The organism is Pseudomonas reactans (assembly GCF_013387025.1).
Lineage (GTDB): Bacteria > Pseudomonadota > Gammaproteobacteria > Pseudomonadales > Pseudomonadaceae > Aquipseudomonas > Aquipseudomonas reactans.
This window is the reverse complement of the sequence record NZ_JACAQP010000008.1, coordinates 16,311-41,246: the sequence shown is the minus strand read 5'-3', so window position 1 is coordinate 41,246 and position 24,936 is coordinate 16,311. Positions and strand designations below refer to the sequence as shown.

At 61.2% G+C, this 24,936-nt stretch carries 28 protein-coding genes; 12 read left to right on the top strand and 16 right to left on the bottom strand.

The window, feature by feature from the left end; translation table 11 throughout:
* Nucleotides 1–51: 51 nt before the first annotated feature.
* The 3 genes from HX793_RS11330 to HX793_RS11320 are packed head-to-tail and all read right to left on the bottom strand — an operon-like array spanning nucleotide 52 to nucleotide 1,793.
* Nucleotides 52–342, bottom strand: coding sequence for a DUF3144 domain-containing protein (locus HX793_RS11330; protein ID WP_016976458.1), 291 nt, complete (start codon nucleotides 340–342; stop codon nucleotides 52–54).
* A gap of 39 nt (nucleotides 343–381) precedes the next feature.
* The gene (locus HX793_RS11325; protein ID WP_177058760.1) at nucleotides 382–1,077 is read right to left on the bottom strand and encodes a tRNA (adenine(22)-N(1))-methyltransferase; all 696 of its coding nucleotides are present in this window, start codon (nucleotides 1,075–1,077) and stop codon (nucleotides 382–384) included.
* A complete protein-coding gene (locus tag HX793_RS11320) occupies nucleotides 1,074–1,793 on the bottom strand; it encodes a FadR/GntR family transcriptional regulator (protein WP_016976456.1) in 720 nt (239 codons plus the stop codon). Before HX793_RS11320 ends, HX793_RS11325 begins: the two co-directional genes overlap by 4 nt.
* A 382-nt stretch (nucleotides 1,794–2,175) precedes the next feature.
* On the opposite strand from HX793_RS11320, the gene HX793_RS11315 reads away from it, so the two are divergent.
* Together HX793_RS11315 and gudD are read left to right on the top strand one after the other, a co-directional pair.
* The gene (locus HX793_RS11315) at nucleotides 2,176–3,537 is read left to right on the top strand and encodes an MFS transporter (RefSeq protein WP_177058762.1); all 1,362 of its coding nucleotides are present in this window, start codon (nucleotides 2,176–2,178) and stop codon (nucleotides 3,535–3,537) included.
* Between the two features lie 19 nt (nucleotides 3,538–3,556).
* Nucleotides 3,557–4,882, top strand: coding sequence for a glucarate dehydratase (gudD, locus tag HX793_RS11310; protein ID WP_177095494.1), 1,326 nt, complete (start codon nucleotides 3,557–3,559; stop codon nucleotides 4,880–4,882).
* A gap of 1 nt (nucleotide 4,883) precedes the next feature.
* On the opposite strand, the gene HX793_RS11305 is transcribed toward gudD, so the two are convergent.
* From HX793_RS11305 to HX793_RS11295, 3 genes are all read right to left on the bottom strand, one after another.
* Nucleotides 4,884–5,249 carry an addiction module antidote protein gene (locus tag HX793_RS11305; protein WP_177058764.1) on the bottom strand — a complete coding sequence of 122 codons (366 nt, stop codon included), beginning with the start codon at nucleotides 5,247–5,249 and terminating at the stop codon, nucleotides 4,884–4,886.
* A 1-nt stretch (nucleotide 5,250) separates the two neighbouring features.
* On the bottom strand, nucleotides 5,251–5,553 hold the full coding sequence (locus tag HX793_RS11300; protein WP_016976452.1) for a type II toxin-antitoxin system RelE/ParE family toxin: 303 nt from the start codon (nucleotides 5,551–5,553) through the stop codon (nucleotides 5,251–5,253).
* 139 nt (nucleotides 5,554–5,692) lie between these two features.
* A complete protein-coding gene (locus HX793_RS11295; RefSeq protein ID WP_177095492.1) occupies nucleotides 5,693–6,616 on the bottom strand; it encodes an ABC transporter substrate-binding protein in 924 nt (307 codons plus the stop codon).
* Between the two features lie 241 nt (nucleotides 6,617–6,857).
* Here HX793_RS11295 and HX793_RS11290 point away from each other — a divergent pair, with 241 nt between their 5' ends.
* Complete coding sequence (locus HX793_RS11290; protein WP_177095490.1) at nucleotides 6,858–8,099, top strand: acyl-CoA dehydrogenase family protein; 1,242 nt, start codon at nucleotides 6,858–6,860, stop codon at nucleotides 8,097–8,099.
* Nucleotides 8,100–8,130: 31 nt separating this feature from the next.
* Here HX793_RS11290 and argE read toward each other — a convergent pair whose 3' ends face one another.
* The 7 genes from argE to HX793_RS11255 form a co-directional block, all read right to left on the bottom strand.
* Complete coding sequence (argE, locus tag HX793_RS11285) at nucleotides 8,131–9,279, bottom strand: acetylornithine deacetylase (RefSeq protein ID WP_177058766.1); 1,149 nt, start codon at nucleotides 9,277–9,279, stop codon at nucleotides 8,131–8,133.
* Nucleotides 9,276–9,950, bottom strand: a complete 675-nt coding sequence (locus HX793_RS11280; protein ID WP_177058768.1) for a DUF1028 domain-containing protein — start codon at nucleotides 9,948–9,950, stop codon at nucleotides 9,276–9,278. The genes argE and HX793_RS11280 overlap by 4 nt, the downstream gene beginning before the upstream one ends.
* A 9-nt stretch (nucleotides 9,951–9,959) precedes the next feature.
* Nucleotides 9,960–10,691: a class II aldolase and adducin N-terminal domain-containing protein gene (locus HX793_RS11275; protein ID WP_177053539.1), complete on the bottom strand. Its 732-nt coding sequence runs from the start codon at nucleotides 10,689–10,691 to the stop codon at nucleotides 9,960–9,962.
* 54 nt (nucleotides 10,692–10,745) lie between these two features.
* Nucleotides 10,746–11,576, bottom strand: a complete 831-nt coding sequence (locus HX793_RS11270; protein WP_177058770.1) for an ABC transporter substrate-binding protein — start codon at nucleotides 11,574–11,576, stop codon at nucleotides 10,746–10,748.
* 27 nt (nucleotides 11,577–11,603) lie between these two features.
* Nucleotides 11,604–12,476, bottom strand: coding sequence for a phytanoyl-CoA dioxygenase family protein (locus HX793_RS11265; RefSeq protein WP_177053541.1), 873 nt, complete (start codon nucleotides 12,474–12,476; stop codon nucleotides 11,604–11,606).
* A 26-nt stretch (nucleotides 12,477–12,502) separates the two neighbouring features.
* Nucleotides 12,503–14,020 (bottom strand): amino acid ABC transporter permease/ATP-binding protein, encoded by a 1,518-nt coding sequence (locus HX793_RS11260; protein WP_025999743.1) that lies wholly within the window; start codon nucleotides 14,018–14,020, stop codon nucleotides 12,503–12,505.
* Between the two features lie 254 nt (nucleotides 14,021–14,274).
* Nucleotides 14,275–15,264 (bottom strand): LysR family transcriptional regulator, encoded by a 990-nt coding sequence (locus HX793_RS11255; protein WP_016976443.1) that lies wholly within the window; start codon nucleotides 15,262–15,264, stop codon nucleotides 14,275–14,277.
* A gap of 182 nt (nucleotides 15,265–15,446) precedes the next feature.
* Here HX793_RS11255 and HX793_RS11250 point away from each other — a divergent pair, with 182 nt between their 5' ends.
* From HX793_RS11250 to HX793_RS11230, 5 genes are all read left to right on the top strand, one after another.
* A complete protein-coding gene (locus HX793_RS11250; protein WP_177053543.1) occupies nucleotides 15,447–15,869 on the top strand; it encodes a RidA family protein in 423 nt (140 codons plus the stop codon).
* 17 nt (nucleotides 15,870–15,886) lie between these two features.
* Nucleotides 15,887–16,333, top strand: coding sequence for a type II 3-dehydroquinate dehydratase (locus HX793_RS11245; RefSeq protein WP_016976441.1), 447 nt, complete (start codon nucleotides 15,887–15,889; stop codon nucleotides 16,331–16,333).
* Between the two features lie 20 nt (nucleotides 16,334–16,353).
* Nucleotides 16,354–17,604: a flavin-containing monooxygenase gene (locus HX793_RS11240; RefSeq protein WP_177053544.1), complete on the top strand. Its 1,251-nt coding sequence runs from the start codon at nucleotides 16,354–16,356 to the stop codon at nucleotides 17,602–17,604.
* A 144-nt stretch (nucleotides 17,605–17,748) separates the two neighbouring features.
* Nucleotides 17,749–18,264 carry a hypothetical protein gene (locus tag HX793_RS11235; RefSeq protein WP_177053545.1) on the top strand — a complete coding sequence of 172 codons (516 nt, stop codon included), beginning with the start codon at nucleotides 17,749–17,751 and terminating at the stop codon, nucleotides 18,262–18,264.
* Between the two features lie 24 nt (nucleotides 18,265–18,288).
* Nucleotides 18,289–18,735: a hypothetical protein gene (locus tag HX793_RS11230; protein WP_016976438.1), complete on the top strand. Its 447-nt coding sequence runs from the start codon at nucleotides 18,289–18,291 to the stop codon at nucleotides 18,733–18,735.
* 54 nt (nucleotides 18,736–18,789) lie between these two features.
* Here HX793_RS11230 and msrA read toward each other — a convergent pair whose 3' ends face one another.
* Nucleotides 18,790–19,296 (bottom strand): peptide-methionine (S)-S-oxide reductase MsrA, encoded by a 507-nt coding sequence (msrA, locus tag HX793_RS11225; RefSeq protein WP_038844295.1) that lies wholly within the window; start codon nucleotides 19,294–19,296, stop codon nucleotides 18,790–18,792.
* Between the two features lie 132 nt (nucleotides 19,297–19,428).
* On the opposite strand from msrA, the gene HX793_RS11220 reads away from it, so the two are divergent.
* From HX793_RS11220 to HX793_RS11210, 3 genes are read left to right on the top strand one after another with little or no spacing between them, the layout of a single operon-like run.
* On the top strand, nucleotides 19,429–20,472 hold the full coding sequence (locus HX793_RS11220; protein WP_177095488.1) for an alpha/beta hydrolase family protein: 1,044 nt from the start codon (nucleotides 19,429–19,431) through the stop codon (nucleotides 20,470–20,472).
* Between the two features lie 27 nt (nucleotides 20,473–20,499).
* Nucleotides 20,500–21,018 (top strand): DUF2569 domain-containing protein, encoded by a 519-nt coding sequence (locus tag HX793_RS11215; RefSeq protein WP_177095486.1) that lies wholly within the window; start codon nucleotides 20,500–20,502, stop codon nucleotides 21,016–21,018.
* Between the two features lie 6 nt (nucleotides 21,019–21,024).
* Entirely contained in the window at nucleotides 21,025–22,419 is a 1,395-nt protein-coding gene (locus HX793_RS11210) for an aminotransferase-like domain-containing protein (RefSeq protein ID WP_177095484.1), read from the top strand.
* On the opposite strand, the gene panB is transcribed toward HX793_RS11210, so the two are convergent.
* Complete coding sequence (panB, locus tag HX793_RS11205) at nucleotides 22,407–23,222, bottom strand: 3-methyl-2-oxobutanoate hydroxymethyltransferase (RefSeq protein ID WP_033901002.1); 816 nt, start codon at nucleotides 23,220–23,222, stop codon at nucleotides 22,407–22,409. The genes HX793_RS11210 and panB overlap by 13 nt on opposite strands.
* A gap of 139 nt (nucleotides 23,223–23,361) precedes the next feature.
* Here panB and HX793_RS11200 point away from each other — a divergent pair, with 139 nt between their 5' ends.
* Nucleotides 23,362–23,523 carry a DUF2986 domain-containing protein gene (locus tag HX793_RS11200; protein WP_177095482.1) on the top strand — a complete coding sequence of 54 codons (162 nt, stop codon included), beginning with the start codon at nucleotides 23,362–23,364 and terminating at the stop codon, nucleotides 23,521–23,523.
* 1 nt (nucleotide 23,524) lies between these two features.
* On the opposite strand, the gene HX793_RS11195 is transcribed toward HX793_RS11200, so the two are convergent.
* Nucleotides 23,525–24,736: a YeeE/YedE family protein gene (locus tag HX793_RS11195; protein ID WP_016976431.1), complete on the bottom strand. Its 1,212-nt coding sequence runs from the start codon at nucleotides 24,734–24,736 to the stop codon at nucleotides 23,525–23,527.
* Between the last annotated feature and the right edge of the window lie 200 nt (nucleotides 24,737–24,936).

Genomic DNA, 24,936 nt, shown 5'->3' with positions numbered 1-24,936 from the left:
GCCTGAACAAGCGACTTCCTCGAACGGTTCTAGGAAGCAGTCCACGACAGCCTACTTAGCCTGCATGTACCGGCTGAAATTATTGATGTGATCGTCCAGGTTGTCCTCCAGCATCATCCGGTACTGGTCACAGAAATACTTCAACATCGCCTCCCGCGCATCGGCCATTTCCGCGCCGGACTTGAAGTTGCGTGCGCTGGCCCAGGCATTGAAACGCGTGGTGCCGAACATCATCGAGGCGCTGACCTGGCCGAGGTTTTCGTGAGCCTGTAGCTGCTCGTTCGACAATTCGATGTGCGCGTCGGCGCGGTCGTAGAAGGTGGTGTCGGTGGCGTCGGCCATGGTGGGTGTCCTAGGTCATCAGGTTTGAGTGAAGGGGTATCAGGCCAGTAGTGCGGTAATCCATCTGGCCTGCTGCGCGATCTCTTTTCGCTTCTCTTCCGGCACCGCTTGCCGAGCGTGCTCGAAGCTGGCCAGGGTCTTGTGTTTTTGGCGCAGCATACGTTGCCACTTGGCGATGAACACTGGGCTGCGCGCCTGCATTTGCAGCGGGCCAAAGTACAGTTGTTCAGCGGTGTAAACCACCGCCTCTGCGCGCTCAGCGACGATGATTTCGTAGTAGAAGCGGTTCTCCCGCAGCAGCTCTTCACTGAGGATCGAGTAACCGTTGTCCATCAGCCATTGGCGCAGCGGTTGCTCGCCACCATTGGGTTGCAGGATCAATCGTTCCTGGCCACTCAGGTGCCGCTTGCCGCTTTCGAGAATGTCACGAATCGTCTCGCCGCCCATGCCGCAGATGCTGATCGCGGTGATGCCGTCATCGGGCTTCATGGCCGCCAAACCATCAGCCAGACGCACGGTGATCTGTTGCTCCAGGCCGTTGTCGCGCACGGTCCGTTGTGCCGCATGAAAGGGCGTGGTCGCGACCTCCCCCGCCACTGCCGCCGTGATCAGGCCACGGCGCATCAATGCCACCGGCAAATAACCGTGATCGGAGCCGATATCGGCCAGGCGCGCGCCCGTCGGTACGTTGGCGGCGACGCGCTCCAGGCGCAGGGATAAGGTGTGTTCGTTCAACGCCCCTGCTCCCCCGAAAAACGGTCCCGGCTGTTGGTCAGGTGCAACACCATGGCGGCGCGGGCGGCGTCCGGGTCCTGGCGTTTGATCGCGTTGAAGATCGCTTCATGTTCCAGGTTGGCCAACTGGCCGAGCTTGGCAAAGTCGGCGCCGCCACGTTCATCGCCTTTAACCTGGGTGCGCGGGATCATCGCATTGCCCAGGTGCAGCATGATTTCGCTGAAGAAAGTATTGCCGGTGGCCTCGGCGATCAGTTGGTGAAAGCGTTTGTCTTCCTCCACGCAACTGTCGTTGTTGGCCAGGGAGGCCTGGTAGTCGTCGAGTGCCTGGCGCATGTGGGCCAGTTGTTGGTCGGTGCGGCGCACGGCGGCCAGTGCGACGGCTTGCACTTCCAGACCCAGGCGCAGTTCGAGCATGTTGCGCACGCTGGCGACCGTGTCCACATGCAGGCGCAAGCCCTGCTGCGCCTGTTGCGCCAGCACAAAGGTGCCTATGCCGTGGCGGGTCTCGACCAGTCCCGACGCCTGCAACTTGGAGATCGCTTCGCGCACGACGGTTCGGCTCACGCCGTGTTCAAGCACGATGGTGGATTCCGACGGCAGTTTTTCGCCGGGTTTCAACTGGCCGAGCAGGATGCGCTGGGTCAGCGCATCGACCACGCCCTGGGCCAGGTTGGTGGAGCGTTTACGGACAGCGGGTCCATGTTCAATGGGCATAGTGACGAATCCACAGAGTTAGCGGGTGCGAGCTTAACACCCTGTAGGAGCGAGCTTGCTCGCGAAAAACCTGAGCACGCCGCGTTCATCCTGGGTGCCCGCGTTATCGTTGACGTTTTTCGCGAGCAAGCTCGCTCCTACACAGGATGTCGTGTGAAGCAGAAGACCTCAACTTGTATGACAACCAATATCAATCGCCTTGCCGACCTTCGCAAGCATCCAGCCTCGAACACCCCTTAGAACCTAATAAATGCTCAATAAACCTGCTTATAAACACAAAAACATCATCACCCCCATTGCGATCTGAAAAAAACAACTTGTATGATGTCTATCAACAAGACACGCAAACCCGCATAAAAATAATCAGGGGAAGTTTTGAATTGTGACCCATTCAATCCATGTATCTGCCGCACCCGAAAGTGATCCCGTCCTCGCGCGCGCCGTGAGCAAAGTGAAGCGCCATGTGCTCCCACTGTTCGTGATCATGTTCATCCTCAACTACATCGACCGAGTCAATATCGGCTTTGTGCGCACGCACATGGAGCATGACCTGGGCATCGGCGCAGCCGCCTATGGCTTCGGCGCCGGGTTGTTCTTCATCGGCTATGCCCTGTTCGAAGTACCCTCCAACATGCTGCTGCAAAAGGTCGGCGCGCGTATCTGGCTGACCCGCATCATGTTCACTTGGGGCATTGTCGCCACGCTGATGGCGTTCATCCAGAACGAAACCCACTTCTACATCCTGCGCTTCCTGCTGGGCGTGGCCGAGGCCGGCTTCTTTCCTGGGGTGATCTACTACTTCACGCGCTGGCTGCCCGGCGTGGAGCGCGGTAAAGCCATCGCGATCTTCTTGAGTGGCTCGGCGGTTGCGTCACTGATTTCCGGCCCGCTGTCAGGCGTGCTGTTGCAGATCGAGGGCTTTGGCTTCCACGGCTGGCAATGGATGTTCGCCATTGAAGGCTTGGCTTCGGTGGTGATTGGCTTCTTTGTATGGTTCTGGCTGGACTCCAAACCTCACGACGCAAAATGGATGACCCGCGAAGAACAGGACGCGCTGGTCAACGCCATCGACCAAGAACAGCGCGACCGCGAGGCCCTCACCAGCGTCAAGCCGACCCTCGGCAAGCTGCTCAAGGACCGCCAGATCCTGCTGTTCTGCGCGCTGTATTTCTGCATCCAACTGACGATCTACGCCGCCACCTTCTGGCTGCCGAGCATCATCAAGAAGATGGGGGACCTCAGTGATGTGCAGGTCGGTTTCTTCAACTCGATCCCCTGGCTGATCTCGATCATCGCCATGTACGCCTTCGCCTCGTTGTCGGGCAAGTTCAAGTTCCAGCAGGCCTGGGTGGCGGCAGCGCTGTTGATTGCGGCAGCGGGCATGTTCATGTCCACCACCGGCGGGCCGATCTTTGCCTTTGTGGCGATCTGTTTTGCGGCCATCGGCTTCAAGTCGGCATCGTCGCTGTTCTGGCCGATTCCCCAGGGTTACCTGGATGTGCGTATCGCCGCCGCCGTGATCGCGTTGATCAATTCTATCGGCAACCTGGGCGGCTTCGTTGCGCCCACCACCTTCGGCTTCCTGGAACAGACCACCGGCTCGATCCAGGGCGGCCTCTATGGCCTGGCCGGCACGTCGGTGCTCGCCGCGATCCTGGTGTTTTTCGCCAAGACCGCGCCCTCTGCCGCGCTGGCTTCACCGAGCGCCGTGCCCACCCGCGCCGCCCTCAGCAAACCTCTTTAAGACTATTCAGGAACTTGCCATGACTACGCCCGTCGTTACTCACTTCCAGGTCATCCCCGTCGCCGGCCACGACAGCATGTTGCTCAACCTCAGCGGCGCCCACGGCCCGTACTTCACACGCAATATCGTCATCCTCAAGGACAGCTCCGGCAACACCGGCGTGGGTGAAGTGCCCGGCGGCGAACGCATCCGCGAAACCCTGGAAGACGCCCGCAGCCTGGTGATCGGCCAACCCATCGGCCAGTACCAGCGCATCCTCAACCAGATGCGCAGCACCTTTGCCTCCCGCGATGCCGCCGGCCGTGGCTTGCAGACCTTCGACCTGCGCATCACCATCCATGCCGTCACCGCCATGGAAGCCGCGCTGCTCGACCTGCTCGGTCAATTCCTCGAAGTCCCGGTGGCCGCCTTGCTCGGTGAAGGGCAGCAACGCGACGCGGTAAAAATGCTCGGTTATCTGTTTTATGTCGGCGATCGCAGTGCCACCGACCTGGCCTACCGCAACGACGCCGAAAGCGATGATGAGTGGTTCCGTCTACGTCACGAAACCGCCCTGACGGCCGACGCCGTGGTGCGCCTGGCCGAAGCCGCCAAAGCCAAGTACGGTTTCAATGACTTCAAGCTAAAAGGCGGCGTATTGAGCGGCGACGAAGAAATCGAAGCCGTCACCGCCCTGGCCGAACGCTTCCCGGATGCGCGTATCACCCTCGACCCGAACGGCGCCTGGTCATTGAAAGAAGCCATCCGCCTGTGCCGCGACCAGCACCACGTACTCGCCTACGCCGAAGACCCCTGCGGCGCCGAAAACGGCTACTCGGGCCGCGAAGTCATGGCTGAATTCCGCCGTGCCACCGGCCTGAAAACCGCCACCAACATGATCGCCACCGACTGGCGCGAAATGGGCCACGCGATCCAGCTGCAATCGGTGGACATCCCCCTCGCCGACCCACACTTCTGGACGATGCAGGGCTCGGTACGCGTTGCGCAGATGTGCCATGAATGGGGCCTGACCTGGGGCTCGCACTCCAACAACCACTTCGACATTTCCCTGGCGATGTTCACCCAGGTCGCCGCCGCAGCCCCGGGCGACATCACCGCCATCGACACCCACTGGATCTGGCAGGACGGCCAGCACCTGACCAAGGCGCCGCTGAAAATCGAAGGGGGTTATGTAAAAGTGCCGAGCAAGCCAGGCTTGGGAGTGGAGATCGACATGGATGCGGTCGCCAAGGCCCATGAGGTGTACAAAGGCATGGGGCTTGGCGCGCGGGATGACAGCGTGGCGATGCAGTTTTTGATTCCGGGGTGGCGCTTCAACAACAAGCAGCCGTGCCTGGTGCGCTGATTCAGATTTTTGTAGGGGCGGGCTTGCTCGCTCCTGCAATCGGCCGCACAGTCAACTCAACCCCTAACGCCAGCATCAGCTTCTGGATCGTTTCATAGCGCGTCTTCGAGCCCCCCTTCAAGGTTTTATACAGGCTCTCCCGATTCACCCCAGCCGCTTCAGCCACCTTGTTCACACCTTGGGCCTTGGCAACCTCGGCAAGCGCCTTCATCAGTACCTGCGGGTCTTGAGACGTCATGCTCTGCGCCAGATACGCACTGATGGTTTGCGGACTGTCGAGGAAGCGCGACGCTTCATAGATGCTAGTGCCGGACGTATCCAGATCGAGGATCGGCATGTCCTCGGGTTTGAATTTCGATTCGCTCATTTCATCTACCTCTCAGGGCATCAAGAATCTCTTTAGCCCGCTTGATTCCTCTTTTCTGGTCGGTTTTATCGCTCCCCCACAGCATCAGGTAAGCGGTGATTCCCGTACGCACGAAATACATCCTGTAGCCGGGCCCGACAAACACACGCATCTCACTCAGGCCGTCACCTACGGATTCACAATCCCCAAAATTGTTTTCCTCCGCCCGGTCCAAGCGAGCCAGAATCGCCGTTTTCCCCCAAATATCCCGCATACCGTCGAGCCATGTATCAAACTCCGGCGTCCTGCCGATTGAATTAGTCACAGTATCACTTGTAGCCTACTGGCTACTCCTTGTCGATGCCAGTGGAATTTTGTTTCCGGTGAGCGCCGGAATCAAAAATCCTAGTTCAGCACCTGTACAAACAGCCCGTGGATACTGTGAGCGCTTATTTCCCCTGCGTTTAAAGCACCCGATCAAACAACGGCGCCACGTCATACCGCTGCTTCAACATCTGCGCATCCACCAGAAAATCCGCCGTGGCCTGGGCCTCGCTGATGATCGTCGGCGAGATCGGCAGCACCTTGATCGCGTCGCGCTTGAACCACACTTTGGCAATTTCCGGCGCCGATTGGTTGGCCTTGGACCAGGCTTCGGCGTACTCATCCACGTGCGTGTTGCTCCACACCCGGGCGCGGGTCAGGCGAGCAATGAAGTCCTTGATGATCGCGCTTTTCTGTGCCAGGGCCGGCTCGTAGGCGACGATATAGGTCGGTGCGCTCATCAGGCCCTTGGCGTTGCGGATCAGGGTGCTGCCTTCTTTTTCCTGCAGCGACACGTAGGGTTCCCAGGTGCCGAAGGCGTCGATGTCGCCCTGGGTCAGTGCCAGGCTGGCCTCGGCCGGCAGCAGGTATTTGAAGTGGACGCTGCTGCGCGGCACACCGGCTTCATCCAGCGCCTTGTACGCCAGTTGCTGGCTCCATGAGCCGTTCCAGATGGCGACGGTCTTGCCTTTGAGGTCGGCCACCGACTGAATGCCCTTGCGCGCCACGATGCCCACGCCGTCGAGGCTGGTCTGGGTGCTGGCGACGACTTTGACCGGCGCGCCATTGGCGGCCAGGCTGATCACCGGGGTGTCGCCGACGATGCCTACGTCCAGCGCGCCGCTGGCCACGGCCGAGGCCACCGGCGAGCCGGTGTTGAAGCGCTTGAAGTCGATTTTGTAGGGCAAGTCTTTCAGCTCGCCCGACAGCTCCAGCACGATGCGGTTGGAGAAGAACTGGTCACCCACGGTAAGGGTCAGCGGTTCGGCGGCGCTGGCCGACGGCCCATACAGCGCAAGAGAGGCCAGGCCCAACAAGGACAGCAGTGTTCGACGGTTGATCATGGAAAATCCCACAGGGTTGGAGGGTAGGTTCAACCATCTGTGGGCGTGCAGTCTGGTCATTTGTCGTAGAAGCTAACGCAATAAAAGCGCGGGGTTTAATACTGTTGGGCACTATCGATAGAACCGTCGTACAGGTCGCTAGCTGCTTTTCGTATTAAAAACTTCGCCGCGCCTGAGTTAGGGTGAGCTCACCAGACCACTGGACCCCAGCACCTGAACCATTTTCTGCAAGGTCCATTGCATGTCGATTCCCGCTTTGAACATCTGGGGCGCACCGCCCACTGCCCGTTACGAACAACTGGCCGCACCGTTTCGCCCGCTCTTTGCGCAGATTCTCGCGCAGGCGGCGGTGTCGGATCAGACACGTGGCAGCCTCGCCACCGTGATCCAGCAACTGAACGCCTTGGGCCTGCCGCGCTGGCGCCTGCCGGCCAGTTATGGCGGCCAGGATGCAACGTTGGTCGAGTTGCTGGCGCTGCTCACAGAGCTGTCCGCCGCCGACTCCAACATCACCCAGGCCCTGCGCGGGCACTTCGGTTTCTGCGAGGACGTACTCAGCGCCAAGGACTTGGATTGGCGCGCCAAGTGGCTGGACCGGCTCGGCCAGGGCGCCCTGCTCTCCCCCGGCAGCACCGAAGTCGGCAACCAGACCCGTGGCGATTTCGAAACCCGCCTGCACCGTGACGAAGCCGGCGCCTTGCGCATCAGCGGCAGAAAGTTCTACACCACCGGCGCGCTCTACAGCGACCTGATCAACACCATCGCGACGGGCGAAGACGGCACGATCTACAGCGTAGTCGTCGACCTCAAGGCGCCCGGCGTGCAGATCGTCGATGACTGGAACGGCTTCGGCCAACGCCTCACCGCCAGCGGCACCTGCATCTTCGACAACGCGCCCGTGGTGGACGACGAGGTACGCCTCACCCAACAACGCTTTGGCCACGGCCAGTCGTTCTTCCAGCTCTACCACCTCAGCACCCTCGCTGGCATCGCCCGCCGCGCCGCCCTCAGCGGTGCCGAGGAACTCAGCCAGCGCGCGCGCACCTTCACCACCGGCAATGCCGACACCGCCGGCCAGGACGTGCAACTGCTGCAAGTGATCGGTGAAGTCGCCAGCCAGGCCTACGCTGCGCAAGCCATCGCCCAGCAAGCGGCGCAACGGCTGGAGCACACCGCGCGGTATGTGATCGCCCATGACCAGCCGTTGCACGATGACGATCCGCAGGTTGCGCTGGCTGAATTGGAAGTGTGCCTGGCAGTGAACCCAGTGGTGGATGCGACACTGGCGGCCACCACGGCGCTGTTCGATGCACTGGGCGCCAGTGCCACGGCCAGCAACAAGGCGCTGGACCGGCTGTGGCGAAACGCGCGGACCCTGGCGAACCACAACCCGCGCGTGTACAAATCGCGGATTGTGGGGAATTACCTGGTGAATGGGATCCTGCCGCCTGCGCAGTGGCGGGTAGGTGTAGCGAAAGTATAAAGGCCATAACTTGCCCCGCTCGCCGCAGAGGCTAGTCGCTCACAAACCCCAGCACCCGCGCCAGCATCCGGTCACAGGCCTGCAATTGCGCCACGCTGATGAACTCGTCCGGCTTGTGCCCCTGCTCCATGCTGCCCGGCCCGCACACCACCGTGGGAATGCCGGCCTGGTCGAACAGCCCACCTTCAGTGCCAAAAGCCACGGTGCCGAACTCCCGCGAGCCGCAGAACTGTGCCACCCACTCGGCGGCCTGGCTTTCCAGCGACGTGGCCAAACCTGGATAGCTGGACAACTCGCTGAGACTGATCACCGATTGCCCACTCACCGCCCGCATCGCCGGCAGCAGGGTTTGCTCGGCGTATGTCTGTAATTGCCGGGCAACCTGCCAGGGATCCTGGGTTGGCAAGGCGCGCACTTCGAAGTCGAAACTGCAGTCCTGCGGGACGATGTTCAGTGCCTTGCCGCCGTTGATCAAGCCGGTCTGCACCGTGGAAAATGCCGGATCGAAACGCTGATCCAGATGCTGCGGTGCCTTCAGCGCTTCACCGAGCCGCACCAGTTCGCTGATCAAGCGCGCGGCGTATTCAATGGCATTCACCCCCGCCGGCGCATAGGCCGAATGGCACGCCGCGCCGTGCACGTGGCAACGCATTGCCAGCTTGCCCTTGTGGCCGAGTACCGGCTTGAGTTCGGTGGGTTCGCCGATCACGCACAGCAGCGGTTTGACCGGCTGCCCATGGAATCGCTCGATCAGCGAACGCACACCCAGGCAGCCGACTTCTTCGTCATACGACAGCGCAATGTGCACCGGCATACGCAGCGAAGCCTTCACCAGGGCCGGCACACACGCCAGCACACAGGCGATATAACCCTTCATGTCTGCCGTGCCACGGCCGTACAACTTGCCGTCTTGCTCGGTAAGGTCAAACGGCGCCACGCTCCAGCGCTGCCCATCCACCGGCACTACGTCGGTATGCCCGGACAACACAATGCCGGGCACTTCTGCCGGGCCGATAGTCGCGAGCAGATTGGCCTTGCTCTTGTGTTCGTTGTACACCAGCTCGCAGGCCACGCCGTGGTCCTGCAAATACGTGCGCACAAAGTCAATCAAGGCCAGGTTGGATTCGCGGCTGGTGGTGTCAAAACGCACCAGTTGCGCCAGCAGGTCGCGGCTGTTCATCGGTCGTCTCCCGGCACGGCGTAGCCGGGTGCGATCTGGGGGTTGATGGCGCGATCGATGTAGGCCTGCAACTGCCCGCGATAAGCCTGCCAGAGCTGGTCGAGGGCGCCGATGGGGTCTTCATCGGCCCAGTCCACGCGCAGGTTGACGATGGGCCACAAGAGGTCATCCACCACCACCAGTGCCGCCGAATGCACCGGCCCCGCTTCACCACCGCCTGCCACACCGGCGTGCATCGCCGCCAGAAGGCGGGCGGCCAGAGGCCCGGAGGCCTGTTCGAAAGCCGCCACCATGGCGTCGATCACCGCAGGATCGGCGAGCATATTCCCCGCCGCCACACACTGCTCGCCACTCACCGCATGGTGCATGCCCAGGGTCTGCGCGCCGCTGAAATGCGCGGTGCGGCCTTGGCTATCAATCACCGTGACCTGGCGGTACTCACTGTGATCCTGCCCAGCCAACGCGGCCAGCGCCTCACTCGGCGCCACCCCCTGTTCCAACAGGTCCAGCACCTGCGGCCCCAGGCTCGGCAAGGTGATGTTCTGCGACGCCACCGCCCCCACGCCGGGCCGCAGCCACGGGCAACGCGCGCCCACGGCAATGCTCGATGAGCTGATGGCGATGCCCAACTGGCCTGTCTCGGCGCAGCGGGCGACAACGGAAAACGTCATGTGGAGTCCTCAGTCGAGCACGGAAGGGTCTGCGTCGATCATCAACTGCTTCATTTCTTCAAAGTGCTGCCGCGAGAAATCGGCAATGCCTTCCCAGCCGCGCGCGGTTTTTTCCGCCACTTCATCCGATAACACCCGCAACGGCTGCCCGGTGGACCAGGCGGTAACGAGGATCTGGCAGGCGCGTTCCAGGGTCCAGATATCGTCAAAGGCTTCGCCGATGGAACCCGCCGTCACCATCACGCCGTGGTTGCCCATCAGCAGCCGACTCTTGCCATCCAGTAACCCCGCCAGGCGCGCGCCTTCGGCCTCGGTGTCAGCCATGCCGCCGTACAGTTCGTCCACCGCCACGCGGTTGAAATAGCGCGCGGTGTTCTGGTCGATCGGCGGGATATGCGGCTTGGCCAGGCATGCCACAGCGGTGGTGCAGACCGGGTGTAAATGCAGCACCGCGCGGGTTTGCGGCAGCAGCCGATGGATCTGCCCGTGGATTGACCAGGCGGTGGCGTCCACATTCGGGTGATCGGCACAGGACGCATCGTCGGCGTTCAACAGCAGCAAATCACTCGCGCGGATACTCGAGAAATGCTTCCACTTCGGGTTGAGCAAAAACTGTTTGCCATCGGCCGACACGGCAGCGCTGAAGTGATTGGCCACCGCCTCATGCATGCCCAGGTGCGCGATGATGCGAAAGGTCGCCGCCAGGTCGATGCGCGTCTGGTCTTCGTGGGATAACGCCATGAATCGGTCTCCGCAGGGCGCGGCCGCACGCGAATGCGGCACACGCTGATGGGTTTACTTCGGCATCAATGCCGCGATGTCGGCATCGGTCGGCGCTTCGAAGTTGTACTTCTTGAGCAAGGCGGCGTACTCAGGCGTGGCGCGGTATTTTTCCAGGCCGTCGAGCAAGGCCTTCTTTACCGTGTCATTGCCCTTCTTAACGCCGAAGCCGTTCAGCACCGGGTAGATCAGCGTGTCGGAGGAAATCACCACGCGGCTGCCGAGCTTGTCGATCACGCCACGGGCCACGGCGGCGTCGGTGATCTGCGCTTCAACCGCGTGGGCCAGCAGGGCCTGGGTGGTTTGCGGGTCGGTGCTGTATTCGCTGATCTGGATCGGCTTCAAGCCCTTGCCCACGCAGTACTCGGCCGACAGCTTGTTCATCTGCGCCAGCCACGACGTGGCGCCCATCGAGCCGATCTTGTGGCCGCAGAACTCTTCCGGGGTCTTGGGCTTGAAGCTGCTGTCCTTGAGGGTCAGGATCGACTCGCCGCTCTTGAGGTAAGGGATCATGTCGATGACCTTGACCCGCTCCGCCGTGATGTACATCGACGAGTTGGTCACATCGAAACGCCCCGCTTGCAAGCCGGTGATCAGGTTGGGGAAGCGCGTGTCGAGGGTCTCGACCTTGCGGCCCATGACCTTGCCCAGGCCGTCCATGAACTCGATGTCAAAGCCTGCGGGCTTGTTGTTATCCATGTACTCATACGGGAAGAACGTTACGTCGGAACCGGCGATGATCTTGCCGTCCTGCTGGAACGCCGAAGCCGCCAACGAAGTCATCGCAACCGCTGCGCCCAGCAGGCACACGGCAAGGGGACGAACACTTTTACGAAACGCTGTCATGGTGATTACCTGCAAGGTTTAGGGGGGTTAGGCAGTGGCTGAATCTTGTCCCGCCTGTTGCACGAAGAACGAGGCGCCACGGGGCTTTTGCGGTAAGCGCACGTGGTTTTCGGTGGAACGCACCAAGCCGCTTTCTTCACCGGCCACCAGCAGGCCGGCATGTGCGCTGGGCAATGGGTTTTCGCCAAATGGCAGCGCGTCTTCAGCGGCGTATACGCTGATGAAAAGGGTGCGCGGCAGTTCGGTCTCGTTAGGGCTGGAAGCATGCAAAAGGCGGGTGTGCATGAAGCACACGGAGCCCGCGGGGCCGTAGCAGGCCACCGGTTGCTGGCAGTGTTCTTCGACGACCGCGTCGTCCACCGAGCCGGTAAAACGCTGGTGCTGCCAGTGCGACCACAGCGGGCCTTTGTGGCTTCCGGGAATCACGTTCAGCGGGCCGTTTTCCGGGGTCACTTCGCTGACCATCAGCAAGGCGGTGACGATATCGTCGTTGCTGTGGGGCGTGAACAGGAAGTCCTGGTGCCACTTCACCTGGGTCGCCGTATGGGGCAGTTTCGAGTTGATCTTGCTGTGGTGAAAACGCGCGCCGTGGGCGCCGATCAACTGCGCGGAAATCGCCGCCATGCGCGAGTGCAACGCTACACGCTCATAGGCCGCTGAAATCTCGGTGGGCGAACTGACCCGGCGCAGCGACGGGTGATCGGCGCGGTGATCGCCCTCCAGATCAAACCGTTCGCGGCCATCGACGGTGGCGCCCCAACCCTGCGCATGGCTGCGGCTTTCTTCGACCCACTGGTCGAAATCGTGCTGCAACGCGGCCACTTCTTCCGGCGACAACACGCCTTCGACCACCAAGAAACCGTCACGCTGGAATTGTTCGATGTGCGCTTGCTCGATCATTGTGTTTTTCCTGAACGTTGAGGGGGTCACGCCAGCGAGACGTCCTTGAGGAACGCCTCCACGCGTGGGTTGTGGCCGCTGCGCAAGGCGCCCGGCGTGTCGTCGCAGACCACGCGGCCCTTCTCCATGAACACGATGCGGTCGGACACCTTGAAGGCGAAGTTCATCTCGTGGGTGACAATCACCATGGTGATGCCCTCCTCGGCCAGGGCTTCGATGACTTGCAACACTTCGTTGACTTTCTCCGGGTCGAGGGCCGAAGTCGGCTCGTCGAACAGCATGATCTGCGGGCGCATCATCAAGGCGCGGGCAATGGCCACGCGTTGTTGTTGGCCGCCGGACAGCTGGTGCGGATATTTCCAGGCGTGGTCGAGCATGCCGACCTTGTGCAGCAGCGCGTAGGCCTGTTGCTTAAGCTCGGACGTCGCGCCCAGCCGATGGTATTTCGGCGCCATCAGCAGGTTGTCGAGCACGCTCAAATGCGGGAACAGGTTGAAGCTCTGGAACACCATGCCGATGTTCAGGCGATGTTCGGCGTGCTCGATGTACTGGGGCTTCTGCGCGCCGACTTTGTTCAGGTGAATGAACGGCTGGCCATTGATCCTGATCTCGCCGTTGTCCAGTTGCTCAAGGCCATTGAGCAGGCGGATCAGCGTGGTTTTGCCAGAGCCGGACGGGCCGATCACCGACACCACTTCGCCGGGCTGGATCTGCAGGTTGACCGAGCCCAGCACCTCGATATCGTTGTAGGCCTTGTGCAGCCGTGCGGCTTGCAACGCGGGTTCGCCGTTGCTGGCCGGGCGCGCCAAGGCGGTGCGCTGTTGGGTGGCCAGGGCCAGCACCGCCGCATCAGGAACGCGGGAAACGTTGCGCTGATTGACGTCGAGAAAGCGCTCCAGGCGTTTGAGCAGGAAGTCGAACACCGTGACGATAAACACGTAGAAGAACGCCACCGCCGCCATGGTCTCGATCACCAGGAAGTTCTGCGAATACAGACGCTGGCCGACCATCAGGATCTCGGTCAGCGAGATCACCGACACCAACGAGGTGAGCTTGACGATGGAGATGTATTCGTTGGCCAGCGACGGCAACGCCACCCGCAACGCCTGGGGAATCACCACACGCCATTGCGTGCCGAAGAACTTCAGGCCCAGTGCCCGTGCCGCTTCGCCCTGCCCCTTGGGGATCGACAGCAGGCCACCGCGATGGATCTCGGCCACGTAGGCGGTCTCGCAGATCACCAACGCCAGCAGGCCGGACCAGAACGGGTCGGCCAGGATCGCCGAGGTGCCGGGCAACGCTTGCGGCAGGTTGTAGATAAAGATCAGCAGCACCAGCAGCGGCAGGCTGCGGAACAGCCAGATATAGCCGCGCGCCGGCACGCTGAGCAGGCCGTGCCTGGATTGCTTGGCCAGCGCCAGCAGAAAGCCCAGGCCGATGCTCAAGACCCAGGTCAGGGTACTGAGCTTGATCACCGTCCACGTCGCGCGCCAGAACTCGGTATCGCCCAGCAAGCCAAACATGTAATTCCAGTCGAATGTCATCGTCGCTGTGCCCTGAGAAGTTGATCTACATCGATGGGTTCAGAGTCGTGGGGGGAGGTGGTCAGGGTCAATTCGTAAAAGCCGGGGCACTGGGTAGGCAGAACCTATGCAGCTCAAAACGGTGCACGCAGGAATGGGCGGCACATTGCGCGCGACATTTCAGTGCAAAACAGGCTTGCCGCTTGTGTGTAGGAGCGAGCTTGCTCGCGAGAAACCCAAAGTCGCCGCGTCGTTTCAGGTTTCACGCGTTATCGTTAACGACCTTCGCGAGCAAGCTCGCTCCTACAATCGCGCACCGCATGCGGATCAAAAAAGCTCGGCGGCGCCATGCCGGGGATGTACTGATCGGACACAAACATGCGGCAACGCTCGGCAAACGCCGACACCACCCGCGACGGCTGGGTGTTGCAGGCAGTGGCGTAGCCCAGGCGCATCGGGCGGTGGGCGCCGGCCAGGCGCAGGCGGATCACGCGCTTGCCGTCCTGGGACAGGTTCGATTTCGGCCGTGCATTCGCGAAGGAATAACCGATACCGTTGCCCACCATGGCACGCACCGTTTCGAGGTTGGTGGAGCGCATGATGATGTTCGGCGTGGTGCCGGCCTGGATAAACAGGCTGAGGAAATAGTCGCGGCTCCACGGTGTGTCGAGCAGCACCACCGGGTAAGCCTCAAGGTCTTGCATGCTGACGGCCGGCGAGTTCGCCAGCGGGTGATACTCGCCGACCATGACATAAGGCGGCAGCTGCGCCAGGGGCTGGAAGTCGATGTCCGGGCTGGTCACCAGGTCGTAGGTCAGGGCGATATCCAGCTCGCCACTGCGCAGCTTTTCCAGCAGTTCCTCATGGTTGCCTTCGGCTTGCGTCAGCCGCACGCCGGGAAACGCGCGGCCGAAACCAAACACCAGTTCCGGCGTGATCATCGGCGCCAGCGACGCCAGGCAGCCGACCCGCAGCGGGCCGCGCACGCTGTTCAAGGACTCCGAGGCGATGGTGTAGAGGTTGGTCATCTGTTCCAGGATCAGCTTGGCTTCCTGCATCACCAGGCGCCCCACCGCCGTGAGGGAAATGCCCTGGGCGTGGTGGCGGATAAACAGTTGGATGCCCAGCTCGGCCTCCATATGGGTGATCGCCGCCGAAATCGACGGCGACGACACGTGGATGCGTTCAGCGGCCGCACTGATGCTGCCCGCCTCTCCCGACGCAACGAAATACTCCAGTTGACGCTGAGTAATACGACTGAGCATCACGCCTGCCCCTCAACAATGACTGTACCGGGAGCGTTGCAGGGTTCGTGCCGTGTCAGGCACCAGGCGATGACCTGCACGGGCTTCGGTTTTTCCTAAGCACTACCCCGCGCAAATGCTGGTTTCGTCGCAATCGGGCCGGTGTGAAGCTGGCTGCATCCCGTGTCCCATGAGTTGCCGTTATGCCGACCCACACCCGCATCCGCATGTTCAACACCCAACAGACCTACCCCAACCAGGCGCTGGACAACGACCTATGCCAGGCCGTGCGCGCGGGCAACACTATTTATGTGCGCGGCCAGATCGGCACTGATTTTGAGGGCAACCTCATTGGCCTCGGCGACCCGCGTGCGCAAGCCGAGCAGGCAATGAAGAACGTCAAGCAACTGCTGGAAGAGGCGGGTTCTGATCTGTCGCACATCGTGAAGACCACCACCTACCTGATCGACCCACGCTACCGCGAGCCGGTGTACCAGGAAGTCGGCAAGTGGCTCAAAGGTGTATTCCCGATCTCGACCGGGCTGGTGATCTCCGGCCTGGGCCAGCCGGAGTGGTTGATGGAAATCGACGTGATTGCTGTTGTGCCGGATGACTGGCAGTCCTGAATAACCTGGAGTACGCCATGACCCACTCTGTTTTTTTCCTCAACGGGCCCAACGCCAACCTCTACGGCCTGGACAAAACCGGCACCTATGGCAGCGAGAGCTTCTCCAGCATCGAAGCCCGCTGCCAAGACCTCGCCGCGACATTGGGCCTGACCCTGGATTTTCGCCAGAGCAACCATGAAGGCGTGCTGGTGGACTGGATTCAAGAGGCACGCTTGAACGCCGACGCCATCGTGATCAACGCCGCCGGGCTCAGCTACAGCTCGGTGCCGATCCTGGATGCGCTGCTGGCCTTCGACGGCCCGATCATCGAAGCGCACATGAGCAATATCTGGAAGCGCGAGCACTTCCGGCACCACTCCTACGTGTCCAAGGCCGCCACCGGTGTGATCGCCGGGTTGGGGGCGCTGGGTTACCAACTGGCACTCACGGCCGTGGCCGAATTGCTGGACCAAACCGCCTAATGACTGTGCAGGAACCGCCTATGTCCGTCGAAAAAATCAACACCCTGGTCGTCGGCGCAGGCCAGGCCGGCGTCGCCATGAGCGAACACCTGTCGCTGATGGGCGTGCCGCATATCGTGCTGGAACGCCACCGCATCGCCGAACGCTGGCGTTCGGAACGCTGGGACTCCCTGGTCGCCAACGGCCCGGCCTGGCATGACCGGTTTCCCGGCCTCACATTCGAAGGCATTTCGCCGGAAGCCTTTCCTCCCAAGGAACGCATGGCCGACTACTTCGAAGCCTACGTGGAAAAGTTGCAGGCCCCCGTGCGCACCGGCGTCGAAGTGCAGCAGGTAGAGCGTCATGTGGGACGACCCGGCTTCAAGGTGACCACATCGGCCGGCGTGATCGAGGCCGCCAATGTGGTCGCCGCCACCGGCCCGTTCCAGCGCCCTTCCATCCCGAACATCGTTCCGACCACCGCGTCGCTGCATCAACTGCACTCGTCCAGCTACAAGAACCCTGGCCAACTCCCCGAGGGCGGCGTACTGGTTGTAGGCGCAGGCGCCTCCGGCTCGCAAATCGCCGAAGAACTGCAAAAGTCCGGCAAGACCGTGTACCTCTCGGTGGGCGAACACTACCGCCCTCCCCGCGCCTATCGCGGCCGTGACTACTGCTGGTGGCTGGGTGCATTGGGCCTGTGGGATGAAGTCAAAATCCAGCCGAAGAAGAAGCACGTCGCCTTTGCGGTCAGCGGTTACGAAGGCGGTAAGACGGTCGACTTCCGCCGCCTGGCACACCAAGGGATTCATCTGGTGGGCGTCACCCAGGATTGGAAAGACGGCGTCATGACCTTCCAACCGGGCTTGGCTGGGAACGTAGCTGAAGGGGATCGCGCCTACTTTGACGTGCTGCGCGATGCAGATGCCTATATCGAGGCGAACGGGTTGCCGTTTCCGCCGGAACCGCAGGCCTGGGAGTTGTTGCCAGACCCTGAGTGCCTGGTGAATCCGATGTTGAGCCTGGACCTGGCAGAAGCAGGCGTGACCACGATCCTCTGGGCCACTGGCTTCACGTTCGATTTCAGTTGGTTGAAGGTCGATGCGTTCGATGAGAAAGGCGAGCCGTTCCACAAGCGCGGGATCTCGGCGCAGAGCGGGATTTACTTCCTGGGCCTGCCGAATCTGGTGAACCGCGCATCGTCGTTTATCTATGGGGTTTGGCACGATGCGAAGTACGTGGCGGACCATATCGTGCTGCAGAACGAGTACAGGGCGTACGAAAAGCGCTGATCCCCCATAACTACGAAGCCGTTTCTTCGGTTAACGCCCTGTTTGTGTCAACATTGCGCACTGCGCCACTGCCCTTCCAAAGCTGCGCAATGCACGGCTTCAATGGCCAATGGATTTACCTGGGAACACCTCAAGGACGTCTCGATGCGAATCACCATTTCTCTGCTTACGCTGGCCGTGGTCGGCAGCCTCCTCAACGGATGTGCATCGACCTCGACGCCTCAGACCCGTTATTTGAGTTCTGCACAAAGTGTGGTCTCTGATCGAGCGGATATGGACTTCAAGGATGGCAACGTCTATTTCAAAGTGCCTCACAACGTGTCTTCCGCCACTCAGTTCAGCGAAAGCCTGAACACCTGTGTTCAATTTCAGGTCGCTACTGACCAAAAGAATGGCCAGGGTGTGCAGGTCCTTCGCTCCCTGGGCTACACCGAAGCGCAAATCATTAATCAGGGCAGCCGTCTGTGCATGGAAAGCAAAGGCTGGGCGCTCTACACAGTGGTCAACAACCAGGTGCAACACGTTGACCACCGTGAGCGGGTTTACGCCGCCATGTCCGAGCGAGAGCTCGAACTCGCCCGCGACCTGCTTGTCGGCCAACGTGAGTGGTACCTCAAATATGCACCGCAGGTCCTGGCCGTTGGGGATTTAGGGAAATAGGTGACGGGTCTAGGAGACAACAACGTGGCAACAGAAAAAACCAGGAAAGTGTTTTGGTATTCCGCGTGGGGCTTGCTGTTTGTTGGTTTGGCCGGCGTGCTGATAAAACAGGCCTTCGAAGAAACACCCGAGCCCAGCAAACCCAGCTACCTCAGCGACCTGATCATCCTGACCGCGCGAACCACGGCTGGTAATCGAATGGTCAACGAGGACATAAGGTTCGACCGGGCGGAAGCGGCTAACAGCCACGCGATAAAGTTCTATTACACGTTGGTCAATTACGATACCCAGCCCGATAGCTTTGACCTGGACGCGACATTCTCCGACATCACCCAGGTTGTTTGCGCCGCGCAGATGTCTAAAGGCTCGCCAATCCTCACGCTGGGCGGCACCTTGATTTATATTTTTGGCAGCAAAAACGAAAAAGAAGTCGGGCGGTTCGAAATCGACAAGCAGACCTGTGCTGGCTGACCGTGAAGGGGACGGATTGATTCGTCCCCTTTGTTGTTCTGCCGTTGCGCTGTCTTAACCGCGCTTGGGCAACTTCCAGTTCGGCCGGATAAAGTGGCAGGTATACCCGTTGGGAATTCGCTCCAGATAATCCTGGTGCTCCGGCTCCGCCTCCCAAAACGGCCCCGCCGGCTCAATCTCCGTCACCACCCGGCCCGGCCATAACTTCGAAGCATCCACATCCGCTGCCGTATCCTCGGCCACATCCCGTTGCTGCTCACTCAGGTAATAGATCGCCGAGCGATAACTCGGCCCAAGATCATTGCCCTGTCGGTTCGGTGTGCTCGGGTCATGGATCTGGAAGAAGAACTCCAGAATCTGCCGATAACTGATTACCGCCGGGTCAAACACGATCTCGATCGCCTCCGCATGGTTGCCATGGTTGCGGTAGGTGGCATTCGGCACATCGCCGCCGGTGTAGCCGACACGGGTGTGCAGCACGCCGGGGTAGCGACGCAACAGGTCTTGCATGCCCCAGAAGCAGCCGCCGGCGAGGATGGCGGTTTCGGTTGGGTTGGTCATGGTCGGTTCTTCCGCGCAATGGATACAGGCAAGTTATGGGGTTGGGTTGACAAATACCAAGGGTAAAGGGGGGTACCCAGACGATCGGTTTCAGGTAATGATGCGCGACCAAAATCAAGGAAGATAACAACAATGAAAACCGCCTTGCGCGCCCTGCTTGTGTTTTGCCTGACCACGCCCGCCCTCGCGGCCGAAAGCCCCGTCGGCTTCAAAACCACCACCCTGCCCGACGCGCAGACCAGCCGCCCGCTGGAAATGGTGGTCTGGTATCCCGCTGCTGCAACCACCACAAAACCCCAGCTGATCGCCGACAACGGGGTGTTCATCGGCGCCCTCGCGGTGACAGATGCACCACCAGATGCCGGTGAGCATCCTTTGGTCGTGCTCTCCCACGGCTACGGCGGCAATTGGGGCAAACAGGTGTGGTTGGCCAGTGCCTTGGCGCACAAAGGGTACATCGTGGCGGCGGTCAATCACCCCGGCACCACCACCAAGGACCGTAGCCCGCAGGCCGCCGCTCAGTTATGGAAGCGCCCGGCCGACCTGAGTCGCGCCATTGACGCGGTCCTGGCCCAGCCCAAGCAATTTGGCGCGGTGGCAAAAAATCGCATTGCCGCCGTCGGCCACTCCCTCGGCGGTTGGACCGTGCTTGAGATTGCCGGCGCGCGTTTCGATCCCGATCTGTTCACCCAAGCCTGCGACGCACACCCGAAGCTCGGCGGTTGCATGGGTTACCACGAGATGAACCCCGCCGGCACACCCGAAGGCAAAGCGCAGTTGGCCGCTGACTTGAGCGACAAACGCGTCACCGCCATTGTGTCCCTGGACCTGGGCCTCGCGCCCGGCTTCACCGACGCCAGTCTGGCCACACTTCCCGTACCGGCGCTGGTGATCGCGGGTGGCGTGCCCACGGAAGATATGGACCCTAACCTGGAGTCCGCCGCGTTGGTCAAGCGCCTGCCCAAAGCCTCGACCCAGTACGTGGAGATCCGCGATGCCACGCACTTCACGTTCATGTCGATCTGCAAGCCGGGCGGCATGGAGCTGATTGAAGAAAGCTCGCCGGGCGATGGCATGATTTGCCGGGATGGAGAAGGCGCTCGGCCAAGGGCAGAGATCCAACAACAGGTGGTAGGACTGATGACTGCGTTTTTGCAGCAATCGTTCAGCCATTGATCAACTGAGTCACCCATGGAGCGCAACATGCAAGAAAGCGAAGAGTTGAGAGGGTTACGAGGCTGGCTCGTGCTCATTGTAATAGGCCTGGTCATCTCGATTTCCCGCACGGCCTATAGCCTGCTTGCGGTGCATTACCCGCTTTTTGCGGATGGTACTTTTACCCTGCTGTCGACGCCTGGGATGGAGTTGTACAACCCGTTGTGGGCGCCGATTCTGGTGTCGGAAGCGCTGATTAATGTGTTGTTTGTCGCCACCTACGCGTACCTCATTTACCTCTTCATCACCGAGCACTATCTATTCCCCAAGGTTTATATCGCTACGGTGCTTGCGTCGGCGGTGTACATTCCGCTCGATGCCTGGGTGTGCTCATTAGTGTTCGTAGATGAACCCATTTTCGACGCCAACACGACAAAAGAGCTGGCACGGACATTGATTGCCTTGTTCATATGGGTGCCTTACATGCTGGTCTCCAGACGGGTAAAGGCAACGTTTGTCATGCATAAGCCGCAGAGCCCTGACGCGCACACGGCCGTCGGCTCTTGAGTACGCATGGCTAACCCCAAGGACACCGCCTTCGCCTATCAAGCGGTGTATCGCTACCTCGTCGAGCTGATCGAGGCTGGCTCTGCGCAGGGCGAGCAAAAATTGCCCTCCCTGCGCCAGTTGGCGCAGCGCCTAGGCGTGTCGGTGTCGACCACCAAATACGCCTATTCGTTGCTGGAGGATGAGGGACGGATCTACGCACGGCCCAAGCTCGGTTATTTCACGCGGTTGATACCCGCGCCTTTATCGACTCAACGCTCATCCAACCTGCTCGACCAGGTCTTCGCCAACTCCCGCCAACCGGGCATGCTGGCCTTGAGCGCCGACGTCCCGGCCATCCTGCTGTCGCTGGAAAACCCGCTGCTGATGATCGAGCGCGAACTGGCCCGCCACTACCCGCGCGCCCTGACACCGCAGTACCTGCCCTTCGGCGAGCCCGAGTTGCGCGCGGCATTGGCTGAACGCTACACCTGTTCCACGGGCAACTACTGGCAGGCCGATCAGGTGTACATCGGTGCGGACCTGCACAGTGTGTTGGAGCTGGCGCTCAACGCCCTGGACCTGGCGGGCAGCGTGGCGCTCGTAGAGTCGCCGTGTTCGTGGGCGATCCTGCGCCAGTTGCAGGCGGCGAACATCCGTGTGATCGAACTGCACCTGGACCACAACGGTCGATTCGACCTGCTGGCCCTGAATGAACTGCTCGAACATACGCCCGTCCGCCTGGCAGTGCTGTCATCCACCGTGAACATTCCCCACGGCAGCCGCATGCCCGCCGAGGATAAGCAGCAGGTTTGCCGGTGGCTGGCGGAGCGGGCTATCTGGTTGTTCGAAAACGACACGTACGGCGACTTGTATTTCGCGCCCCAACCGGCGCGCTATCGCGACTTTGCCGACCCACAGAAGCTGCTGGTGTTCTCGACCTTCGACAAGGTGATCGGCTCGGAAGCCCCCTATGGTTATGTGCTATGCCGTGGATGTGGGCCGCAGTTGCAGCGTTTGTTCCTGGAACGGGCGTTTCGCCTCTCACCGATCCGTCAGAAAGCGATCGCCAAGCTGTTCACGTCCAAACGCATCGATGCGCACCTGCACAAGCTGCGGGCCTTGTTGCACGACTGCATGACCCGCATGAAAAACCTGCTGGACGAATACGCGCAGGGTGCCTTTGAGGTGATGACGCCGCAAGGCGGCGCGTGCTTCTGGCTTGCGGCGACGCACCCGGTCGACATGCGCCAGGTGCTCGAACGCTTGCTGGCCGAGCGCATCGTCATCGCCCCCGGTGAACTGTTCAGCCAGCAAGGCAGCTGGAAACAGCACCTGCGCCTGAGTTTCACCCTCGATTGGAGCAAGGATATTGCCCAGGCCGTGGAACAGTTGTCGCACGCGGTTCGTCAGAGCCCGTAGCAGTGCCGCGCCTCTGGGAAGCGGCCGTGGCGTACGTCTTCGGCAAACCGCTCGCAGGCGTCGCGGATAACTGCCCCCACATCCGCGTACTGTTTGACGAAGCGCGGCAGGTGTTCACCGCCCAGGCCCAACACATCTTCAGTGACCAGCACTTGGCCGTCGCAGGCCGGTGAGGCGCCGATACCGATGGTGGGCATTTTTGAGTCGAGGGTGATCTGACGGGCTACGCCTTCAGCCACGCCCTCAAGCACCAGACTGAACGCACCCGCCTGCAGATTGGCCCGCGCGTCCTCGGCAATCCGCGCGCCGGTTTCGGCGGTGAGGCCCTGGGCCTTGAAGCCGCCCATCACATTGACGAACTGCGGCATCAGCCCCACATGCGCCATGACCGGAATTCCCCGCGCCACCAGGAACTCGACGGTGCCGGCCAAAGCCTGGTTGGCCTCCAGCTTCACCGCATCGCAGCCGGTGCGCGCCAACACCTGCGCGCAATTGCGAAAGGCCTGCTCGTTGGATTCCTGATAACTGCCAAACGGCATGTCGGCAATGACACACGCCAGGCGCGTGCTGTCGACCACAGCGCGGGTGTGGCCGATGATTTCTTCAAGCTGCATGCTCAAGGTCGAAGACCGGCCGTAACCGACCATGGCCGTGGAATCACCGATCAGGATGAAATCGACCCACGGGTCAATCAGCTTGGCGATGGTGCTGGAGTAGGCCGTCAGGGAAACGATTTTCTGCTGGCCCTTCATGGCGACCAATTGCGGGACGGTCAGGCGTTTGGTGCGGGTGTGGAGGCTCATCGAGTGTCTTCCGTTGTGCAGTGGAACACCCGATTATTGGCGAAAGGACAGGCGATTCAATGCACAGATCGGCGCTAAAAAGCGACCCAGTGGGCGAAGCTGGTATCATTCCGAGCCTGAACAACCCGGATAGAACCCCATGAACCGCCAGAAAAAACTCCAGCAGCTCTTCAAGGAAAAAGCCAGGAAGGCCAACGCCAAATTGGCGCCGAAGAAAAAGGATAAATACATCAGCAAGGCGGACCGGGAAAAGCTGGCGACTGAAGCGGCTCAGGCGCCAGACAGTTCCGTTCAGGACTGACTCAGCAACCGCTCAACGCCACCTGCGGTCGCTCGCCCGTAAAGAAAAACGGTCGCAGACGCACACCCACGCTGTTACCAATAAACGCCGCCACCAACCACACCCAGCCATGCAGGCTGCCCGAGGCGATGCCACTGAAGTACGCACCGATGTTGCAGCCGTACGCCAGGCGCGAGCCGTAGCCGAGCAGCAGGCCGCCGATTACCGCTGCCACCAGCGAACGCGCCGGAATTTTCAGGCTGGGGGCGAAACGCCCGGCCAGGCCGGCGGCCAACAGCGCGCCGAGGACGATGCCGATGTCCATCACGCTGGTGATGTCTTCCCACACCGGCGCAGCCAGCGCCTTGGCGTTGCCCGGCATCTGCCAGAACGCCCAACTGGCCACGTCCACACCCAGGCCGCTGGCAACTTTGGCGCCCCACAACGCAAACGCCGAGGTAATGCCCCATGGCCGCCCCGCCAGTGCCAGGGTGGCGTAGTTGAGCAAGGCCAGGCCGATGGCGCCCCACACCAATGGCCACGGGCCGCGCAGGAAGCGGCGCAGGCCTTGATGCTCGCTTTTCACCCCCTCTTCCAATTGACCATGACGAGCCTTCTCCAGGCGCACGGTCACCACTGCAATGATCGCAAACACCGCCAGGCTCAGGCCCATCGCCGGCACCACGCCGAAGCTCTTGACGATGGACACCGCCGGGAAGGCCGGCAGCGCAAACCACCAGTCCACGTGGTGCGTGGCGATCAGCGAGCCACAGATAAAGAAGAACAACGTCACCAGCATGCGCGCATTGCCGCCGCCCACGGTGAACAGCGTGCCCGACGCACAGCCGCCGCCCAATTGCATGCCGATGCCAAAGATGAACGCCCCAAACACCACCGACACCCCGGCCGGCGCCACCAGCCCGACCACCGGCTGCCCGAACAAACTGCCCGCCCCCAACGCCGGGAAGAACAACAGCACCGCGATCGCCAGCATCACCATCTGCGCGCGCAAGCCAGCGCCACGCCGATCATTGATGAACACGCGCCAGGCCGAGGTAAACCCGAAGGCCGCGTGGTAGAGGGTCAAGCCCAGTGCCGCACCAACCACGAGTAACAGCACCTGATGCGAGCCGACGCTGTTTTGCAGGAACAAGGCGCCCAGCACCAGGATGATAAAGGCCACCAACGGCGCAACAGGCTTGCGCGCGGGAGTGAGAGGAACAGAGGTGCTCATGGGGTATCTCGGTAGATTTGAATGGGTGCGAGTATAAACCCCAACCCACGATGCGAAGCGAGCCGCTCTTGATCTTGATCTTGCTTTTGATCTTAGGCGCCCCGTCAAACACGCTGGCCGGAATTCGACAGGGATTTGGGGGGTAAACCGGCAGGGATGCCGGTTTAGCCGCCCCGCGCCATGGATGGCGCGTGGCGGCG

What these genes read in the sequence shown, in the direction of transcription:
- HX793_RS11330 (WP_016976458.1), bottom strand. Translation starts at nt 342, where the DNA reads ATGGCCGACGCCACCGACACCACCTTCTACGACCGCGCCGACGCGCAC.
- HX793_RS11320 (WP_016976456.1), bottom strand. Translation starts at nt 1,793, where the DNA reads ATGCCCATTGAACATGGACCCGCTGTCCGTAAACGCTCCACCAACCTG.
- gudD (WP_177095494.1), top strand. Translation starts at nt 3,557, where the DNA reads ATGACTACGCCCGTCGTTACTCACTTCCAGGTCATCCCCGTCGCCGGC.
- HX793_RS11305 (WP_177058764.1), bottom strand. Translation starts at nt 5,249, where the DNA reads ATGAGCGAATCGAAATTCAAACCCGAGGACATGCCGATCCTCGATCTG.
- HX793_RS11295 (WP_177095492.1), bottom strand. Translation starts at nt 6,616, where the DNA reads ATGATCAACCGTCGAACACTGCTGTCCTTGTTGGGCCTGGCCTCTCTT.
- HX793_RS11290 (WP_177095490.1), top strand. Translation starts at nt 6,858, where the DNA reads ATGTCGATTCCCGCTTTGAACATCTGGGGCGCACCGCCCACTGCCCGT.
- argE (WP_177058766.1), bottom strand. Translation starts at nt 9,279, where the DNA reads ATGAACAGCCGCGACCTGCTGGCGCAACTGGTGCGTTTTGACACCACC.
- HX793_RS11280 (WP_177058768.1), bottom strand. Translation starts at nt 9,950, where the DNA reads ATGACGTTTTCCGTTGTCGCCCGCTGCGCCGAGACAGGCCAGTTGGGC.
- HX793_RS11275 (WP_177053539.1), bottom strand. Translation starts at nt 10,691, where the DNA reads ATGGCGTTATCCCACGAAGACCAGACGCGCATCGACCTGGCGGCGACC.
- HX793_RS11270 (WP_177058770.1), bottom strand. Translation starts at nt 11,576, where the DNA reads ATGACAGCGTTTCGTAAAAGTGTTCGTCCCCTTGCCGTGTGCCTGCTG.
- HX793_RS11265 (WP_177053541.1), bottom strand. Translation starts at nt 12,476, where the DNA reads ATGATCGAGCAAGCGCACATCGAACAATTCCAGCGTGACGGTTTCTTG.
- HX793_RS11260 (WP_025999743.1), bottom strand. Translation starts at nt 14,020, where the DNA reads ATGACATTCGACTGGAATTACATGTTTGGCTTGCTGGGCGATACCGAG.
- HX793_RS11255 (WP_016976443.1), bottom strand. Translation starts at nt 15,264, where the DNA reads ATGCTCAGTCGTATTACTCAGCGTCAACTGGAGTATTTCGTTGCGTCG.
- HX793_RS11250 (WP_177053543.1), top strand. Translation starts at nt 15,447, where the DNA reads ATGCCGACCCACACCCGCATCCGCATGTTCAACACCCAACAGACCTAC.
- HX793_RS11245 (WP_016976441.1), top strand. Translation starts at nt 15,887, where the DNA reads ATGACCCACTCTGTTTTTTTCCTCAACGGGCCCAACGCCAACCTCTAC.
- HX793_RS11240 (WP_177053544.1), top strand. Translation starts at nt 16,354, where the DNA reads ATGTCCGTCGAAAAAATCAACACCCTGGTCGTCGGCGCAGGCCAGGCC.
- HX793_RS11235 (WP_177053545.1), top strand. Translation starts at nt 17,749, where the DNA reads ATGCGAATCACCATTTCTCTGCTTACGCTGGCCGTGGTCGGCAGCCTC.
- msrA (WP_038844295.1), bottom strand. Translation starts at nt 19,296, where the DNA reads ATGACCAACCCAACCGAAACCGCCATCCTCGCCGGCGGCTGCTTCTGG.
- HX793_RS11220 (WP_177095488.1), top strand. Translation starts at nt 19,429, where the DNA reads ATGAAAACCGCCTTGCGCGCCCTGCTTGTGTTTTGCCTGACCACGCCC.
- HX793_RS11215 (WP_177095486.1), top strand. Translation starts at nt 20,500, where the DNA reads ATGCAAGAAAGCGAAGAGTTGAGAGGGTTACGAGGCTGGCTCGTGCTC.
- HX793_RS11210 (WP_177095484.1), top strand. Translation starts at nt 21,025, where the DNA reads ATGGCTAACCCCAAGGACACCGCCTTCGCCTATCAAGCGGTGTATCGC.
- panB (WP_033901002.1), bottom strand. Translation starts at nt 23,222, where the DNA reads ATGAGCCTCCACACCCGCACCAAACGCCTGACCGTCCCGCAATTGGTC.
- HX793_RS11200 (WP_177095482.1), top strand. Translation starts at nt 23,362, where the DNA reads ATGAACCGCCAGAAAAAACTCCAGCAGCTCTTCAAGGAAAAAGCCAGG.
- HX793_RS11195 (WP_016976431.1), bottom strand. Translation starts at nt 24,736, where the DNA reads ATGAGCACCTCTGTTCCTCTCACTCCCGCGCGCAAGCCTGTTGCGCCG.